Here is a 15942-nt window from a genome sequence, read left to right on the forward strand (position 1 = left end):
ATTTTCTCCCTCAGTGCAGTACCGGTGTGGTGATATGGCGGGCACAGAGTTCATCCATCACGGCCAACCCGAGAAAGGACAGTGACGGCGCGGCTTTCAGTGGTCTGGCTTCCATTAAATCTTCCAGCAGAGCACAGGCAATCTGGCGGCCTTTTTCCTCGCCGTGCTGGCGCAAATAAAAGCCCTCCAGTTCATCAGAAATGGCGTTTTCCAGCGTATCGAGGGTGAGATGCGGGTAGCGGTGCTGACGTTCGCACAGGGTCAGCCAGGCACAGGCCACGGCACGACGATACAGGGCGGCGCGTAATACAGGCGGTAATGGCTTTTTCATACGTTACCCTCCCCGGCCAGCCAGCGCTGATTGCAGCGCTCGACCACGCCGTCGAGCTGTGCGGTCATCAGGTAAATCACGGAGGTGAGCTGGGATTGCTGCGCCGGGTCGCGGCGGAGGGTGGCACAGTCCTGCTCCTGCATCATCGCGCTGACAAAGTGGCCGATATTACGCAGGTGCTCAAGGCATTCGAGTTCTTTAATGCTGATGGTGGTGTGTTTCATGCGTGCACCTCTGCAACCGGCAGACGGCCAGCAAACGAGAGGATGTAATCACGAACAAGGGAAAGACGTGCGGTGTGTTCGTCACCGGCCACGGTGCGAAGCATGCAGATACGGGGTTTACGGTCTGCGCGACGAACAGCAGCAAACACGAAAACAAATTGCGGGTGAGATAGGGTGAGGGTCGTAGCCATAAGGGCAACCTCCTGTGAATAGCGGTTATTGCCACCACCGGAGTTCCTACGCTCATGGGTGGTGACCCGAACGGGGGTAGGAATACCGGCTTCACAGAATACCGGCCAGCCCGAAGGCTGCCCCGCCCGGGCCACCATTATCTGACAGAAGCCACGGTGAAAACACCACAGCCCGAAAAATGGGTGTACCTGAGCAACGACGTAAAAAAAGACGCATGGCGCGTCTGTTGTCGCCTGTGAATTACACGGGTTCCTACGCCCGGCTGTCGATTTTGCGACAGCGGGAAAACTATACCTGGAAACGGCGAACGGAAGCAAGCCAGAAAAAGGGGCTTTCAGAAGAACGGCCATCATCATGCGTCACAGCTCCGGTTACGAGCGGCGATCCGCTCGGCCATCCATGCGGTGATTTCTGACTGCGCCCACGCCACGTTTTTACCGCCAAGCGAGATCTGTTTCGGGAAAGCCTTCCGGCTGATGAGGTCATAAATCGTAGAGCGGGACAGGCCGCACAGGTGCATCACTTCGGGCAGGCGAATAAAGCGCTCTTGAGCGGCGTCAGAAAACGGTATTGGTGGGGCGACAGGCGCAGAAGACGGGGAAGAAAAAGCAGTATGCATCGGGCTACCTCATAAAGTCCATACAGTGCCGGTCGTGTCCGTCCGGCCTCGGGTAGCTCTCTATTTTGTGAATATTTTCTCTCAGGGCAACAAGTCATTTTGTACCGACTCGCCACACAACAAACTGTTAACAAGGGAATGGCAAACACTGACAATCAATGACAATCGTTGGCAATTCTTGATAATCCAGAAGCAAATTTATGATTACTATTATTTATATATATTGAGTTATTAATCGTAAAAAAATCTAAGCAGAAAGGCCGAAGAAAAATAGGTGGGTGAACAGAGGTGAACAGACGGTGAACAGTCAGCCCCTCAACTGTTCACCCTTTAATTTACTGTATTACTTATCTTTTTTCTTATGGTGAACAGTGGTGAATAGTTAATAGTGAAAAAACAAACAGAGAGAGTGATTTTCCTAGGCCTTTCTCTGGCGAGCCGGGTTTTTAAGTCCTGTTTGTGCCATGACTGCTACAACCTCAATGAATCGAGTTGTTGTCTGAGGGGCGGCAGAATGGCGTCAGGTTGAAAACACACAGAGAGCCCGACGATGAAAGCAGAGTTATTTACTTCAGTAATGAAAACCATTGGTAGCACGCAGAACGAGCAAATCCGCACGGCCATTGAGAGCGCACTGGATACTATTAACGAGAAGGCAAACCAGAACGCAGAGACCACGATAAACAACGCTCTTGATGCATTCAGTCAGGCTAAATCCGCACACACGGAAAATATGCTGAAACTGAATGATATTGAGGCCGCCATTACCCGCAGCGAGAAAGAACGCCAGAACGCGCTGAATGAGAGTGCCGAAGCTGAGCAGAACTGGCGCACCCGTTTTCGCGAACTGCGCGGCATGATGACCCCGGAGCTGAAAGCCGAACATGGTCAGCGGGTGGCCGGTCGTGAGCTGGCGGAGGAATTCACGGCCCTGATTGCTGAACTGGAAGATGATAAGACCCGTACCATGCTGGCAGCCTGCGCATCAGGAGATAAGTACGTCGGCACCCATTTTACGGTGTTCTCTGCCTATGCCCGAAACGAGTGGGCTGCCGTGATGAAATCCATTCCTCCTGCTCTGGTACGCGCTTTTGCTTTGCGTCTGCGTGAGCTCAAAATGAGTGGAGAAGAACACCCACACAATATTCTGATTCAGGAGCTGGGTGAGAACGTACTGGCACAGAGCCAGTATTACGCATTCAACATGGAGCATGAGCCGGTAATTTTACAGATTGGCCTTCACCGTCCTGCGCTCACCGGCGTGGATATGAAACTGTATAAAAGCCCTGTCCAGAGAACGTTGCGGGCTAAAGAACTGGCGCAGAAGAAACAACCGCAGGGGGTGAAGCCATGATGCGCTGTCCGTACTGCAAACAGGCCGCCCATGTTCGCACCAGTCGTTACCTGTCGGATAACGTCAAACAGAGTTATCTCCAGTGCGTGAATGTCTTCTGCTCCGCGACCTTTCGCACCATTGAGTCTATCGATGAGGTGATACGGCCACCGGCAGAAGAAAAGCCTACCCCGTCTCCAGCAGCACCCGTGACGCCGCCCCGTATTCTGGACTGCGCCCGTTCATCACTGCGCCACTGATTCAGGAGAAAAGAAATGATACGAGCACCATTGGAGCAGGCCTTTGAGACCTGTCAGAAGAATAAAACGGACTGGATGCACAGCAAGTCCGCGCTGGCACAGGCTGAAATGGCGCTGAAAGAACATGAGCTGACCTGCATCCGTTATGAGCCTGACGCAGCACAGGCACTGCGTGATGATATTGACCTGAAAAAATGGGCAGTAAACCAGTCAGCCGGTCGGTATATCCGGTCACATGAGGCTGTGCAGCGTATCAGCATGCGTCGCCAGCTCCACGCCTTTATGCAGGTCAGTGGCGACCCGCTAGCCGCAGCACTGGCGCCGGAATTAATGCACCTCAGCGAACAACCTGAAATCGTCAGGGAACGGGCTCTCGACCGGGCGGCCGCCAGCATTCGCGAAGCGCTATCAGTCCATCTGGCCAGCGGAAGAGATATTCATTATGCGCATGATGACCGGGATATTCTGACAACCATCGGGTTCCGGCCTGACAGAGCATCCAGAGAAGACAACCGTGCAAAATATACACCTGAACAGAGTCAGATTTTCATGTGCCGACAGGCCACGCAGACCCGCAAAAAATCTGCATAAAACACCCCGAAAATACCCGTCTTTTTAAGAAAAATAGCCATGCATGCATACGCTGCATGGCTTTGCATGCAAAACCCTGAATTTCCCACACTCCACCGCACCAGTGCTGGCGCGGCCTGAAGCCCTGCATGCACCTGCATTAAAAGCGCCCCCGGAAGCGGGCAGGCGAGGAGGGGGTAGTATTGCGCGCTGTCTATGATTATTTATTTTATCCTAACCATGATTGATAGATTGTTCATGAAGGAGACGTTCAAAGGCATAGCTGATGGCATTTGACAAAGACATAGGGGACGCTCTTGGGCATTAAGCCGCAAATGGATAGTGAAAGATAGAAATCTCCTTTTGCTGCGTTGCTGCATAATCATGAGAAGTATAAAAACTATTGAGATAGTTGATTGATTTTTGAGGATGATCTTTGTTATCTGGTAGAGTTTTGTATATTGTTTAGCTACTATATTTTAAGATTTATGAAATGTAAGTAAGGAGCGCTGCATGTTATACAAAATAGTTAAGCTAAATAATATTAAACAATTAAATCATCTATCCCCCCCTGATCATAGTTTCGATTCTCTCAATTTGATTTATGGGAATAATGGTGCTGGTAAATCTACAATATGCAAGATTTTTAGTTTACTTAATGAAAAGGATTTTTCATTAATAGAGAGGTTGAAATCTATAGAATGTAGTGAAGATGATTCTGTTGATTTAAATTTTCTTTTCATGGAAAATGGAAAACCAAAATCTATAGTAAAGAAAAATATTTCGGAGTTGATTTGGAAGTTCAAGGTTTTTAATCAAGAGTTTATTGATAATAATGTTTATGCTGGTTCTAAGGTGGCCAGTAGTAATTTAAAAAACTATCATGATTTTTGCTTGGGTGATGCCTCAGTCGATAAACAAAAAGAAATAAATGACCTTAAGTCTGAAAATGAAATCAACAATATCCCGGCTAATATATTAAGAACAAGCATTGAATCTAGGTTTCAACCAAGATTAGAATTCAAAGATATTTTAAAAATAAAGCGAAAAAAGGATTTTGATGTAGAAAATGAACTTGTAAGGCTAAATAAAAACCTTGCGGATTTATCAGATGTGGCTGTTATAAAGTTAAGAGTAAAACCTAAAAAAGTATCATTTGATAAACCATCAATCGATCTGAATTTTTTCGATGTATCATTAGATAGTATATCTAAAGAAGCGAAGGATAAAGTTGATCAACACATAGCCTTGCATCTAAAGGAGAGGGATGTTGGATGGCTTGAGAGTGGGTTAGGTCTCGTAACTGAAAAAAACAATTGCCCTTTCTGTGCTCAGCCTCTAAGTGAATCCCCTATTTTTTCGATGTTCAATACTTTCTTAGGGAATGAATATGATAATGCTGTTTCGAAGTTTGAAGGTGAAAGCTCAAAGGAATATCTCAGGTTAGCATCAAAATGTAATGAATTTGAAGGAATTAGAAATATTATAACAAATAACGAGATAGCAATAAATGCTTGGTTGGATAAGTTAGAGTTGAAACAATTTACATTTGACAATAGCAAGTTGGTTGAGGGATTTTATGATGTACTTTCTAAATTAGATAGATTTATTAACCAGAAACTGAAAGATGTTTTTCAAGAAGTGAATTTTAAACTTTTACAAGAAGAATTTAATTCTCTTTTTAATGAGATTGATTTTGGTGCTTATAATGAATATATAGATGCAACTAATAAATTAATTAATGACTACCTATTGACTCTTGATCAGACGACGATCTCAGATGTTCAGTTCCAGATCGATACTGTAAATAACTATAAATTGAAGTTTCGAAAAGATACTCTTGATGATTTGGCCGTTTATGAAAACCATGAAAAACAAAGAAAGGCTAATGAGTCAAAAATAAAGGTATTAAGAGAGAAGATAATTATAGAGCAAGAGTCCCTAATTTCTAACCATAAGGATGAGATTAATAAATTACTAATTGGTTTTAATAGTAATATTAGAATAGTTGGGATAAATAGAGATAATAAAGCAGGTGGAGGCAACACTAGATTTAAATTTAAAATCGCGTTTCTTGGTAAAGAGTTAGCATTAGAAAATGAATCAGATAGTAAGTTTTTACTGACTGAAGTCTTAAGTATGGGCGATAAATCAGCATTGGCATTAGCATTTTTCCTTTCTAAATTTAAAAATAAAATTCATGAAAATGATATTATTATCTTCGATGATCCTATGTCTTCATTAGATAGTCATCGAAGAAATAAGACTATAGTTGAGTTGTCAGATATCCTTAATAAAGGAGCGCAAGTTTTTGTTTTCAGTCATGATGCATCTTTTTTAACTGACATGAGGAAATATTCAGGAAACACATCTCTTGCAAAATGTTTTGAACTATATGTTAACATTAATGATTTAAATGAGTACGATCTAAATAGTTCTAAGGTTTTCAAAAGCAAAATAATTTATAAAGATAATTTTGATGTTTACGTGAAACATTCTTATGAACTTGAATATAAGACATTACATAGTTTTGTTAAATCGCCAACAGAAGATTCGAAAGTAGCTACAGCTAGATTAATACGCCCAATACTTGAAGCTTATATGAGAATGCATTTACCTAACCATTTTACGGAAGGGCATTGGTTGGGAGAAATGATCAGCCTCATTCGTAATGAGACCGATCCATATAGTCCTCTGTATGATAGTACAAGCTGTCTTAGTAAAATTGAACAGATAAATGAATTTTCAAAAAGCTATCATCATGCAGATGGTTTTGATACAAAGATTAAAGAACTAAATACACAAGAGTTGCATGAAGTTGCCAAAAATACTCTTCTTTTCATTACTGGCATTTAATTTAATTTAAAGTGAGGCATTGCCTCACTTTTATTAATTATTTCTTTTTACAAGTTCTGCCCACCAAAGCATGAGATCGATTCTCTGTGTTAAGTAAGTTGAACGATTATATGCACGCCTAACTTCATTTTTATCACTGTGCGCAAGAGCAGCTTCAATTACATCAGCATTAAATCCTGCTTCATTTAATGCTGTGCTTGCAATGGAACGTAAACCATGTGCAACCAACTTTCCCCCATACCCAATTCGTTTTAAAGCAGCATTAGCCGTCTGGCTATTCATAGCTTGCTTAGGATCATTTCTACTTGGAAAAACATGTTCTCGATGAGTACTGATAGGCGTCATTACCTCCAGAATATCCAAAGCCTGAGGAGATAAAGGAACAATGTGCTCACGTTTGCCTTTCATCCGTTCTGCTGGAATAGTCCACTGCTTAGTACCGAGATCGATTTCTTCCCATTTAGTACCGGAAGCCTCAGCAGGGCGGACAAGCGTCAGGAGCTGCCATTCAATCAAACAACGAGTCGAAACTGAGAGATTAGACATCACTAGTGAGCGCATCAACTTTGGCAATTCCTCCGGTCTCAACGTGGGCATGTTTTGCTTCTTCGGCCGTTCAAAAGCCATACCTACGCCTGACGCTGGATTAGCATCAAGCAAGCCGGTATTTACAGCGTAAATCATGATCTCATTAATTCTCTGTACCAGACGACGAACTGTCTCCAGTGCACCACGCGCTTTAATTGGCTCTAGCGCTTCAATGATCGTTCTGGCTTTGATCTCCTGAACAGGTATCTCGCCAATAGCAGGGAACACGTCCTTATCTAAGGAGCGCCAAATATCTTTTGCATAATCCGGTGTGACGCTTTTGCACTTTAGCTGGAACCAATTGGCAGCAACAGTAGAGAAAATGCTGTCCAGCTCTATTTGGAGCTGTTCTGAAACCATCTCTTGTTGCTGCTGAGGGTCTATCCCTTGTACCAATAGGGACAAATGCTGCTCGCGTATCTGACGTGCTGCTGCAAGCGTAAGGGCAGGATATGCGCCAAGGCTCAGATTTGTACGGCTGGTACTGTTTGGTCGCTGGTAGCGAAAACGCCAAAGTTTTTTACCAGAGGTTTTGACGAGTAAGAACAGACCGTCACCATCGTGCAGTGTAAAATCTTTTTCGCGAGGTTTCGCTTTTAGGATTTCGTTGTTAGTGAGGGGGCGTGTAATGCGCGCCATGTCTGGATTCCTTCCATAATTGGTACACGTTTAATGGACCACAGTATAGCGTGTACCTAAACGTGTACCAATTTTTACTGGATTTAGGCGGATCGTCTCGGACGTTTACAGACACAAAAAAGCCCGCAGGACTTACGCCATGCGGGCTTCTAGGACTTCTACGGATGACTCTAGAATCATCTTCGAAGGATTTTGGTGGAGCTGGGGGGATTTGAACCCCCGTCCGAAATTACTACATCCTCAGTACTACATGCTTAGTCAGTCTTTACATTCGCACGCCAGCTGCGGACAGACACGCCACTAACGAACTAGCCTGATTAGTTTTAGCACTTCAGCCCCAGGCAGGACATCCGCGCGATCTCTTTTGGGTTTGACCTCTCTTTATCCCCGTCTTAAGAGCGGAAGCTAGGGAGAGAGGGCTCCTAGCAGGTTATTAAGCTGCTAAAGCGTAGTTTTCGTCGTTTGCGACTATTTTTTTGCGGCTTTTTACGAGGCAAACCGCCCCTCGGCATGCACCTTGGGTTTCGCAAATCCCGTCGAATCCAGAATCAGCCCCAATAGCGTTACATCAAGTATAACAGAGTTACGTCATTCGTTACCAGTGAAAAACGTGCCTCAACAAGCCGTTAGCTGTGCGTTTATCACTCACACAGTGTGTTCCGGGGATTATTAAATGACATGCGATGCGTTCGCACCGGACATATGTCGATTTAAAATCCGCCGAAATACAGCTTAACGTCCAGCGTGTTTCATGATGCGGGCCTTGTCGACCTGCCATTCACGATCTTTAACGTCATCACGCTTGTCGTGCTGTTTCTTACCTTTGGCAACACCGATTTTGACTTTACACCAGGCGTTCTTCCAGTACAGAGAAAGTGCGACTACGGTGTAACCTTCGCGGTTGATGCGGCCATACAGGTTTTCCAGTTCACGCTTATTCAGTAGCAGTTTACGTGTACGCGTTGGATCGCAAACGTAGTGGGTGGAGGCTACCGCCATAGGCGTGAAATTGGCACCGAACAGATAGGCTTCGCCATCTTTTAGAATGACGTAGCTGTCGCCGATGTTGGCTTTGCCCGCGCGTAGGGATTTGACTTCCCAGCCCTGGAGGGCGAGGCCCGCTTCAAATTCTTCTTCGATAAAGTATTCGTGACGGGCGCGTTTGTTTTGCGCAATGGTGGCTGATCCAGGTTTGTGTGCTTTTTTCTTTGTCATATTATCCTGAAATTATCGCTTATCTGATAAACATAGCCTCAAGCTCCCGCGAGGCGTAATAGGTTATCTTAGCATGATATAGACAGTGTCCGTTTTTTTTAACAGTAGATAAATGATACTATTTACGCCGTGTTCGATCATGGAAATTGCTATGCCTCAGATTAGCCGTACTGCACTGGTTCCCTACAGCGCAGAGCAAATGTATCAACTGGTGAATGATGTGAATGCCTACCCGGATTTTATTCCTGGTTGTACTGGCAGCCGTGTACTGGAGTCAGGGCCGACGCAAATGACGGCGGCGGTCGATGTCTCTAAGGCGGGTATCAGCAAAACCTTTACCACGCGTAATACGTTAACCGATAACCAGAGCATCCTGATGCATTTGGTGGATGGGCCGTTTAAGAAATTGATTGGCGGCTGGAAATTTACGCCGTTGAGTCAGGATGCCTGCAAGATTGAGTTTCAGCTCGACTTTGAGTTTACCAATAAACTCATTGAGCTGGCGTTTGGCCGTATCTTTAAAGAACTGGCGCTGAACATGGTGCAAGCATTCACGATGCGCGCCCGAGAGGTGTACAGTGTCGGGTAACATCGTCGCCGAAGTTGTTTATGCGTTGCCGCAAAAGCAGTATTTGCAGCGGGTGACGCTGGAAGAAGGCTCCACAATTGAGCAGGCAATCCAGGCAAGCGGTTTGCTGGCGCTGCGTGATGATATCGACCTCAGTAAGAATAAGGTGGGTATTTATAGTCGCCCGGCTAAGTTGCAGGATATTGTTCACGATGGCGACCGGGTTGAGATCTATCGCCCACTGATAGCTGACCCGAAAGAACTACGGCGTCAGCGGGCTGAGAAATCCGCGCAGAATAAGGAATAACACCTTTTTTCCGTGTTTTTCAGATAATAAAAAAGCGCTCATTGAGCGCTTTTTTTGTCACCGCTGACCTTACTTCGTCAGGTTCGGTTTGTTGTCGATGTTGGTTAGCACGCCGCTGCTGTTGAAGGTCAGGGTCAGCGTCTGCTGAGTCACTTTCTCATGTCCTGGCTGCTGGCGGAAAACGTAGAACCAGGTGCTGGTGCCGAACGGGTCGGTCATCATTGGGGTACCCAGAGTGTAGGCAACCTGTTGTTGCGTCATGCCGGTATGGATTTTGGCAATATCGTTAGGTACCAGGTAGTTCCCCTGACTAATATCAGGACGGTAAACCACTCGCTCCAGAGTGGAACAGCCTGCAGTCATCATCAGAAGAACCGCTGCGGCGGCAGTCAGCGTTTTACAGCGCATAGTGATTTGATTCCTTTTCGTGCCCGAACAGTACGCGGCTCATAAGTATATGCCGATGATAATAGACCTGACGTGACTTGGAAACCTTTGCGATCGGGTCTAACGGCGTTTTTATTGTGAACTGAGACTCCCGGAAATCCAAAAAGTTTATGCAGCCAGCAACTCTTTCGCATTCGCAAGGGTGTTTCGTGTGACTTCGCTCCCACCAAGAAGGCGTGCTAGCTCTTGTAGACGGGCACGTTTATCTAGCGGCTGCATGTGAGTTTCAGTCATTTCACCGTCGGTTTCTTTGCTGACGTAGAAATGATGATGTCCGCAACCCGCTACCTGCGGCAGGTGGGTAACACACATGACTTGAGTTGATTCGCCTAACTGGCGCAGTAGTTTTCCCACCACCGCAGCGGTAGGGCCGCTGATGCCCACGTCAACTTCATCAAAAACGAGGGCCGGCGTTTCCATTTTACGTGCGGTAATCACCTGAATGGCTAACGCAATACGCGACAGTTCACCACCGGAGGCGACTTTGGCAATGGCCTGTAGCGGTTGCCCTGGGTTGGTGGTGACGCGGAATTCAATGCGGTCTGCACCTTCAGCCGTCAGATGCTGCTCTTCAAAGCGGACGTCGATATCAAATACGCCGTGCGGCATGGAGAGCATATGCATGCTGTCGGTAATCAACTGCGCTAATTCGTCGGCACTTGCCTTACGCTGCGCATGCAGCAGCTGTGCCGTTTCTAGCGCCATTTGATGTTGGCGTGTTGCAGAGAGCTTTAGCGTCTCCAGCGAATCCGTCTGGTCATCAAGCTGCTGCTGTTCTTCAAGCAATGACTGATAATATTCCGGCAGCGCTTCCGGTGAGATTTGGTGCTTACGAGCCAAAGAAATCTGCTTTGATAAACGCTGCTCAAGTTCGTATAGACGGTTTGGGTCAAGATCGAGACGATCGCAATAGTGGCGTAGCTCATCGCTGGCTTCACTCAGTTGGATCGCTGCTTCTTCCAGCATATCGAGGACGCTAGAAAGCTTCCCGTCCATACTGGCCAGTTCACCGGCTAGCTGACGGGCGGTATAAAGCTGGCTTTGTAGATTGACGTCGTCCCCGTCGGCCAGAATGGCTAAAGCATGCTGACTGGTGGCAATTAACTGCCCGCTGTTAGCGAGCCGTTTGTACTCTTCATCTATTTGTTCGTATTCGCCTGGAAGAGGGTGGAACTCAATCAGTTCTCTGAGCTGATATTGCAGCAGTTCGGCACGGGCGGTGCGCTCCTGGCTCTGCTGCTGGTGCATGGCGAGGTCGCGGCAGCTTTGATTCCACAAGCGGTAGTGCTCTGCCATTTTTTGTGCGAGGTCACTTTCACCAGCATAGGCATCAAGCAGGCTTTTTTGATGCTCAGGCTTCACCAACTGCTGATGCGCGTGTTGTCCGTGGATCTGGATGAGTAATTGCCCCAGCTCACGTAGCTGCGAGAGGGGAACGGCGGTGCCGTTGATAAAACCACGAGAACGACCGTCGCTGCTGATCACGCGGCGAAGCAGGCACTCGCGACCATCTTCCAGTTGGTTTTCTTCAAGCCACCGCAATGCAGCGGGCGTATCTTTTAACGCGAAGCGGGCACAAAGATCGGCACGGCTGGCGCCGGCACGCACCATGTCAGATTCGGCACGGCCACCCAGGCACAGACCAAGCGCATCAATGGCAATAGATTTACCGGCACCGGTTTCCCCGGTGATTGCCGTCATTCCACTGTTGAAGTCGATCTCAAGTTCACGAACGATCGCAAAATTACTGATGGTCAGTTGTGCCAACATAGCCGCTTTCCTGTATGAAAATACATAACTGGTTTTACATACAGTATAGACTGGTTTTTTATACAGTAAAGAGGCTATGTTAAATTTAGAACAACTTTTTTGACCAGCCGAGCTTGGTGCTTAATGTATTGAAATAGCTGTAGTCTTTAGGATGAATTAGATTGAGGTGATATTCGCTACGGCGAATCAAAACATCCTCACCCTCCTGGATAGGCAGCGCAATCTGGCTGTCACAGCTGATTTCCAGGTCGTTGCGGCGGTGGGAGAAACGCAGTCGAATAGTGCTGTTGCTGTTAATCACCAGCGGACGCGCTGACAGGGTGTGCGGGAACATCGGCACCAGCGTAATTGCATCCAGTGATGGCGTCAGAATGGGGCCACCCGCTGAGAGTGAGTAAGCCGTTGAACCGGTAGGGGTTGAGATAATCAGCCCGTCTGAGCGTTGAGAGAAGGCAAAAGTTTCATCAATATACACTTCAAACTCGATCATATGCGCGACTTTACCTGGGTGGAGTACCACTTCGTTAATGGCGGTACTGATCCGCTTCTGGCAGTTCTGCTGACATACCTGCGCTTCCAGAAGGAAACGTTTTTCGGCGATATAATTCCCCTCCAGCACGTCGGCAAGCTGCTGGTGGGCATTATCTGGGTCGAGGTCGGTTAGAAAACCCAGGTTGCCACGGTTAATGCCGATAACGCTCACGTCGTAACGCGCAAGCGTGCGGGCAGCACCGAGCATATTCCCATCCCCTCCCACAACAACGGCGAGATCAGCTTTCTGACCAATTTCCGCCAGCGTACCGGTCTTAACGTTATCAAGCTTCAGTTCCTGGGCTATCTGGCGCTCAACAATCACATCGTAGCCTTTGGTGCAAAGCCAGCGATAGAGCATTTCATGTGTCGTCAGGGCCGTCGGGTGACGAGGGTGTCCTACAATACCGATACACTTGAAATGATTGTTCATTTTCTGAATGTCCTTGTGCCAAAGATTGGTGACAATGTGAGAGCTTCCCTTGAAACCTGGAATCTGATCCCCATAATAAGCCAAGTTAGCGAGATGATTGTGAAAAAACGCGGAGAAATTCATGAGTAGTAAAGAACAGAAAACGCCTGAGGGGCAATCCCCGGAAGAAATTATCATGGATCAGCACGAAGAAGTTGAGGCGGTTGAATCAGACGCTTCTGCTGAGCAGGTGGATCCGCGCGATGAAAAAATTGCGAACCTTGAGTCGCAGTTAGCGGAAGCCGAAACCCGCGAGCGTGAAAGCGTGCTGCGTGTGAAGGCGGAAATGGAAAACCTGCGTCGTCGTACTGAAATCGACGTCGAGAAGGCTCACAAATTCGCCCTGGAAAAATTCATCAACGAACTTCTGCCAGTGCTGGATAGCCTGGATCGCGCATTGGAAGTTGCCAACAAAGACAATGAAGCGATGGCGGGGATGATTGAAGGTATCGAACTGACCCGTAAGTCTATGCTGGATGTGGTGGCTAAGTTTGGTGTGCAGGTCGTTGCGGATATCAACGTCCCGATGGACCCGAACGTTCACCAGGCCATTGCGATGGTAGAGTCTGACGAAATCGCTGCTGGCAACGTGCTGATGGTGATGCAAAAAGGCTATACACTGAACGGTCGAACCATTCGCGCTGCGATGGTCTCCGTTGCAAAGGCGAAGGGCTAACCTTTACCTTTATCCCTCTCCCCTGGCGGGGAGAGGGTATTGATTAATCCGCCACACTTTCCCGAAGCGGTCGTATCGGGCTCACCTGAACCTGCTTAATCACATTATCCTGCACGTCGAGAATATCGATATCGTATTGCGCGATACGCACTCGCGTACCTGCCGCAGGGATCTCTTCTAATGCCTCTACAATCATACCGTTAACCGTTCGCGCTTCATCTTCCGGTAGATGCCAGTTAAAGGCTTTATTGAGTTCACGAATATTGGCGCCACCGTCAATAATGACCGAACCATCGTTCTGCGGATTGACCTCTTCAGCAAGGGAAGGGGACATGGAGGTGGTAAAATCGCCGACAATTTCTTCGAGAATATCTTCGACTGTAATCAGCCCCTGAATATCGCCGTACTCATCAACCACCAGGCCGACTTTTTTCTTATTGCGTTGAAATTTAACCAGTTGAATGCTGAGCGGGGTGCCTTCAGGCACAAAGTAGATCTCATCCGCGGCGCGTAGCATGACTTCTTTGGTGAACTCTTTTTTCTCAGTCATCAGGCGGTAGGCTTCGCGCAAGCGCAACATGCTGATGGCATCGTCGAGAGAATCGCGGTACAGCACGATACGGCCGTGTGGGGAGTGCGTCAGTTGGCGGACGATGGACTTCCAGTCATCATTGATGTTAATACCCACGATTTCGTTGCGTGGCACCATGATGTCGTCAACGCTCACCTTTTCTAAATCCAGAACCGATAGCAGCATGTCCTGATTACGACGTGAGATTTGCGTGCGCGATTCGTTCACGATAGTGCGCAGTTCATCTTTGCTGAGCGCGCTACTGATCGTGATATCCGTTTTGATGCCCATCATGCGCATCAGAAGGCGGGTAATAATATTCAGCAGCCACACTAGCGGCATCATAATTATTTGCAGCGGTGCTAACAGGAAGCTGCTGGGATAGGCAACCTTTTCCGGATACAGTGCGGCAATGGTTTTCGGCAGGACTTCCGCAAAAACCAGCACCACGAAGGTTAAGATCCCGGTGGCGATCGCCACACCCATATCGCCATACAGGCGCATACCGACAATCGTACCAAGTGCAGAGGCCAGAATATTAACGAGGTTGTTGCCAATCAGCACCAAGCTGATTAAACGGTCAGGCTTTTGCAGTAGCTTTTCGACGCGACGAGCCCGGCGGTCGCCTTGTTTCGCCAGATGACGTAAGCGGTAACGGTTTAGCGTCATCATGCCGGTTTCAGAACCGGAGAAATAGGCGGAGATGACCACCATGATGATCAATGTGACGATCAGCGTGGTGGTTGAAATATGTTCCAAGAGAAGTCCTTAGTACTTAACTCACAAATTGTTGAATGACACGACTACCGAAATAGGCAAGGGTCAGAATGCCGGCGCCCGCAACGTTAAACCAGACGACCCGACGACCGCGCCAGCCTTCATGATAGTGGCCCCACAACAATACGATATAGACAAACCAGGCAATGATAGAAAGGACGGCCTTATCAATATTTTCCATGCTAAAGAGGTTATGCATGTAAAACAGGCCGGTACAGAGCGTGAGGGTGAGCAGTACGACGCCAACTTGCGTGATGTGGAACATTTTGCGTTCGATAACCATCAGCGGCGGCATTTCATGACTAAATGCCAGCTTTTTGTTCTTCAACTGATAGTCGATCCACGCCAGCTGTAGTGCGTATAAAGCAGCGATAATCAGCGTTGCATAAGAGAACAGCGACAGGCCAATATGCACCAGCATCCCCGGTGTCGCTTCCAGATGGGTGATGAATTCGTTAGGCATGAAGGTGGCGAACGCAAGGTTTATCAGCGCGAAGACATAAACAATAGGCAATAACAGCCAGCCACGGTTTCTTGAGGCGACAATCGTCATCACCGTACAGATCATCAGGCTAACAAGGGAGCCGACGTTTAACAGGCTGAGATTCTGCCCGCCTTCACCTCCCGGCAAAATACGTGCTTCCAGTGCAAACGCATGGCATACCAGCGCAACGGTGGCGGAGAGAATGGCCATACGCCGCCAGCCGCTGTTTTTTTGCAGCAGACCAGGGATAATCAGCGCGAGGCTGATGGAGTAGGCAACAAGCGCGAGCAGGGCAAAAACAGGCATAAAGTGTCGGCGGTCGTCAAATAGAAGAAAGAGATGCAGTATATACGCAAAATCCATCAAGTTGTATCAGGCGCATAGCCTGCGTGTATTGCGTTACGTGACGTCAGTGTCAACCGCAGCCTCACAACTCGCTCTGTGTCGTGTTATACTCCCGCAAATTTCCGTTTTTTGGTCGCGTTAGCGACTCACCGTTTCCACCCCAGGCG

At 47.6% G+C, this 15942-nt stretch carries 18 protein-coding genes and 1 other RNA gene; 7 read left to right on the forward strand and 12 right to left on the reverse strand.

Annotated elements, in window-relative coordinates; genetic code table 11:
• Positions 1-10: 10 nt before the first annotated feature.
• Genes U0026_RS06210 through U0026_RS06225 form a run of 4 tightly spaced genes read right to left on the reverse strand, consistent with a single transcriptional unit; the run spans position 11 to position 1366 of the window.
• Positions 11-331: a DUF5375 domain-containing protein gene (locus U0026_RS06210; protein WP_062779907.1), complete on the reverse strand. Its 321-nt coding sequence runs from the start codon at positions 329-331 to the stop codon at positions 11-13.
• A complete protein-coding gene (locus tag U0026_RS06215) occupies positions 328-555 on the reverse strand; it encodes a hypothetical protein (RefSeq protein WP_062779906.1) in 228 nt (75 codons plus the stop codon). Before U0026_RS06215 ends, U0026_RS06210 begins: the two co-directional genes overlap by 4 nt.
• Positions 552-1103, reverse strand: coding sequence for a host cell division inhibitor Icd-like protein (locus U0026_RS06220; RefSeq protein WP_073971259.1), 552 nt, complete (start codon positions 1101-1103; stop codon positions 552-554). Before U0026_RS06220 ends, U0026_RS06215 begins: the two co-directional genes overlap by 4 nt.
• A complete protein-coding gene (locus U0026_RS06225; RefSeq protein WP_062779902.1) occupies positions 1100-1366 on the reverse strand; it encodes a helix-turn-helix transcriptional regulator in 267 nt (88 codons plus the stop codon). The genes U0026_RS06220 and U0026_RS06225 overlap by 4 nt, the downstream gene beginning before the upstream one ends.
• A 550-nt stretch (positions 1367-1916) precedes the next feature.
• Here U0026_RS06225 and U0026_RS06235 point away from each other — a divergent pair.
• The 4 genes from U0026_RS06235 (at position 1917) to U0026_RS06250 (ending at position 6385) form a co-directional block, all read left to right on the forward strand.
• The gene (locus U0026_RS06235; RefSeq protein ID WP_126440638.1) at positions 1917-2720 is read left to right on the forward strand and encodes a capsid protein; all 804 of its coding nucleotides are present in this window, start codon (positions 1917-1919) and stop codon (positions 2718-2720) included.
• On the forward strand, positions 2717-2959 hold the full coding sequence (locus U0026_RS06240) for an ogr/Delta-like zinc finger family protein (protein WP_062779951.1): 243 nt from the start codon (positions 2717-2719) through the stop codon (positions 2957-2959). The genes U0026_RS06235 and U0026_RS06240 overlap by 4 nt, the downstream gene beginning before the upstream one ends.
• A gap of 15 nt (positions 2960-2974) precedes the next feature.
• Entirely contained in the window at positions 2975-3550 is a 576-nt protein-coding gene (locus U0026_RS06245) for a phage polarity suppression protein (protein ID WP_126440640.1), read from the forward strand.
• A gap of 492 nt (positions 3551-4042) precedes the next feature.
• Positions 4043-6385: an AAA family ATPase gene (locus U0026_RS06250; RefSeq protein WP_062779208.1), complete on the forward strand. Its 2343-nt coding sequence runs from the start codon at positions 4043-4045 to the stop codon at positions 6383-6385.
• Between the two features lie 33 nt (positions 6386-6418).
• Here U0026_RS06250 and U0026_RS06255 read toward each other — a convergent pair whose 3' ends face one another.
• The 3 genes from U0026_RS06255 to smpB all read right to left on the reverse strand — a co-directional run bounded on the left by U0026_RS06255 (position 6419) and on the right by smpB (position 8827).
• Complete coding sequence (locus tag U0026_RS06255; protein ID WP_062779211.1) at positions 6419-7612, reverse strand: integrase domain-containing protein; 1194 nt, start codon at positions 7610-7612, stop codon at positions 6419-6421.
• Between the two features lie 193 nt (positions 7613-7805).
• Positions 7806-8168, reverse strand: a transfer-messenger RNA (tmRNA) gene (gene ssrA, locus U0026_RS06260).
• A 176-nt stretch (positions 8169-8344) separates the two neighbouring features.
• Positions 8345-8827, reverse strand: a complete 483-nt coding sequence (smpB, locus tag U0026_RS06265) for an SsrA-binding protein SmpB (protein WP_062779214.1) — start codon at positions 8825-8827, stop codon at positions 8345-8347.
• Positions 8828-8978: 151 nt separating this feature from the next.
• Here smpB and U0026_RS06270 point away from each other — a divergent pair, with 151 nt between their 5' ends.
• Together U0026_RS06270 and U0026_RS06275 are read left to right on the forward strand one after the other, a co-directional pair.
• A complete protein-coding gene (locus U0026_RS06270; RefSeq protein WP_062779216.1) occupies positions 8979-9416 on the forward strand; it encodes a type II toxin-antitoxin system RatA family toxin in 438 nt (145 codons plus the stop codon).
• The gene (locus U0026_RS06275) at positions 9406-9702 is read left to right on the forward strand and encodes an RnfH family protein (protein WP_062779219.1); all 297 of its coding nucleotides are present in this window, start codon (positions 9406-9408) and stop codon (positions 9700-9702) included. Before U0026_RS06270 ends, U0026_RS06275 begins: the two co-directional genes overlap by 11 nt.
• A 69-nt stretch (positions 9703-9771) precedes the next feature.
• On the opposite strand, the gene bamE is transcribed toward U0026_RS06275, so the two are convergent.
• The 3 genes from bamE to nadK form a co-directional block, all read right to left on the reverse strand.
• Positions 9772-10110, reverse strand: coding sequence for an outer membrane protein assembly factor BamE (gene bamE, locus U0026_RS06280; RefSeq protein ID WP_062779222.1), 339 nt, complete (start codon positions 10108-10110; stop codon positions 9772-9774).
• A gap of 147 nt (positions 10111-10257) precedes the next feature.
• Positions 10258-11919, reverse strand: coding sequence for a DNA repair protein RecN (recN, locus tag U0026_RS06285; RefSeq protein ID WP_062779225.1), 1662 nt, complete (start codon positions 11917-11919; stop codon positions 10258-10260).
• An 85-nt stretch (positions 11920-12004) separates the two neighbouring features.
• On the reverse strand, positions 12005-12883 hold the full coding sequence (nadK, locus tag U0026_RS06290) for an NAD(+) kinase (RefSeq protein ID WP_062779271.1): 879 nt from the start codon (positions 12881-12883) through the stop codon (positions 12005-12007).
• A gap of 121 nt (positions 12884-13004) precedes the next feature.
• On the opposite strand from nadK, the gene grpE reads away from it, so the two are divergent.
• Positions 13005-13598: a nucleotide exchange factor GrpE gene (gene grpE, locus U0026_RS06295; RefSeq protein ID WP_062779228.1), complete on the forward strand. Its 594-nt coding sequence runs from the start codon at positions 13005-13007 to the stop codon at positions 13596-13598.
• Between the two features lie 43 nt (positions 13599-13641).
• On the opposite strand, the gene U0026_RS06300 is transcribed toward grpE, so the two are convergent.
• Positions 13642-14928 (reverse strand): HlyC/CorC family transporter, encoded by a 1287-nt coding sequence (locus tag U0026_RS06300; protein WP_062779231.1) that lies wholly within the window; start codon positions 14926-14928, stop codon positions 13642-13644.
• 16 nt (positions 14929-14944) lie between these two features.
• On the reverse strand, positions 14945-15736 hold the full coding sequence (locus U0026_RS06305) for a cytochrome C assembly family protein (RefSeq protein ID WP_062779274.1): 792 nt from the start codon (positions 15734-15736) through the stop codon (positions 14945-14947).
• Positions 15737-15942 lie beyond the last annotated feature (206 nt).

The sequence above is a fragment of the Kluyvera intermedia genome (assembly GCF_034424175.1).
Classification (GTDB): Bacteria; Pseudomonadota; Gammaproteobacteria; order Enterobacterales; family Enterobacteriaceae; genus Kluyvera; species Kluyvera intermedia.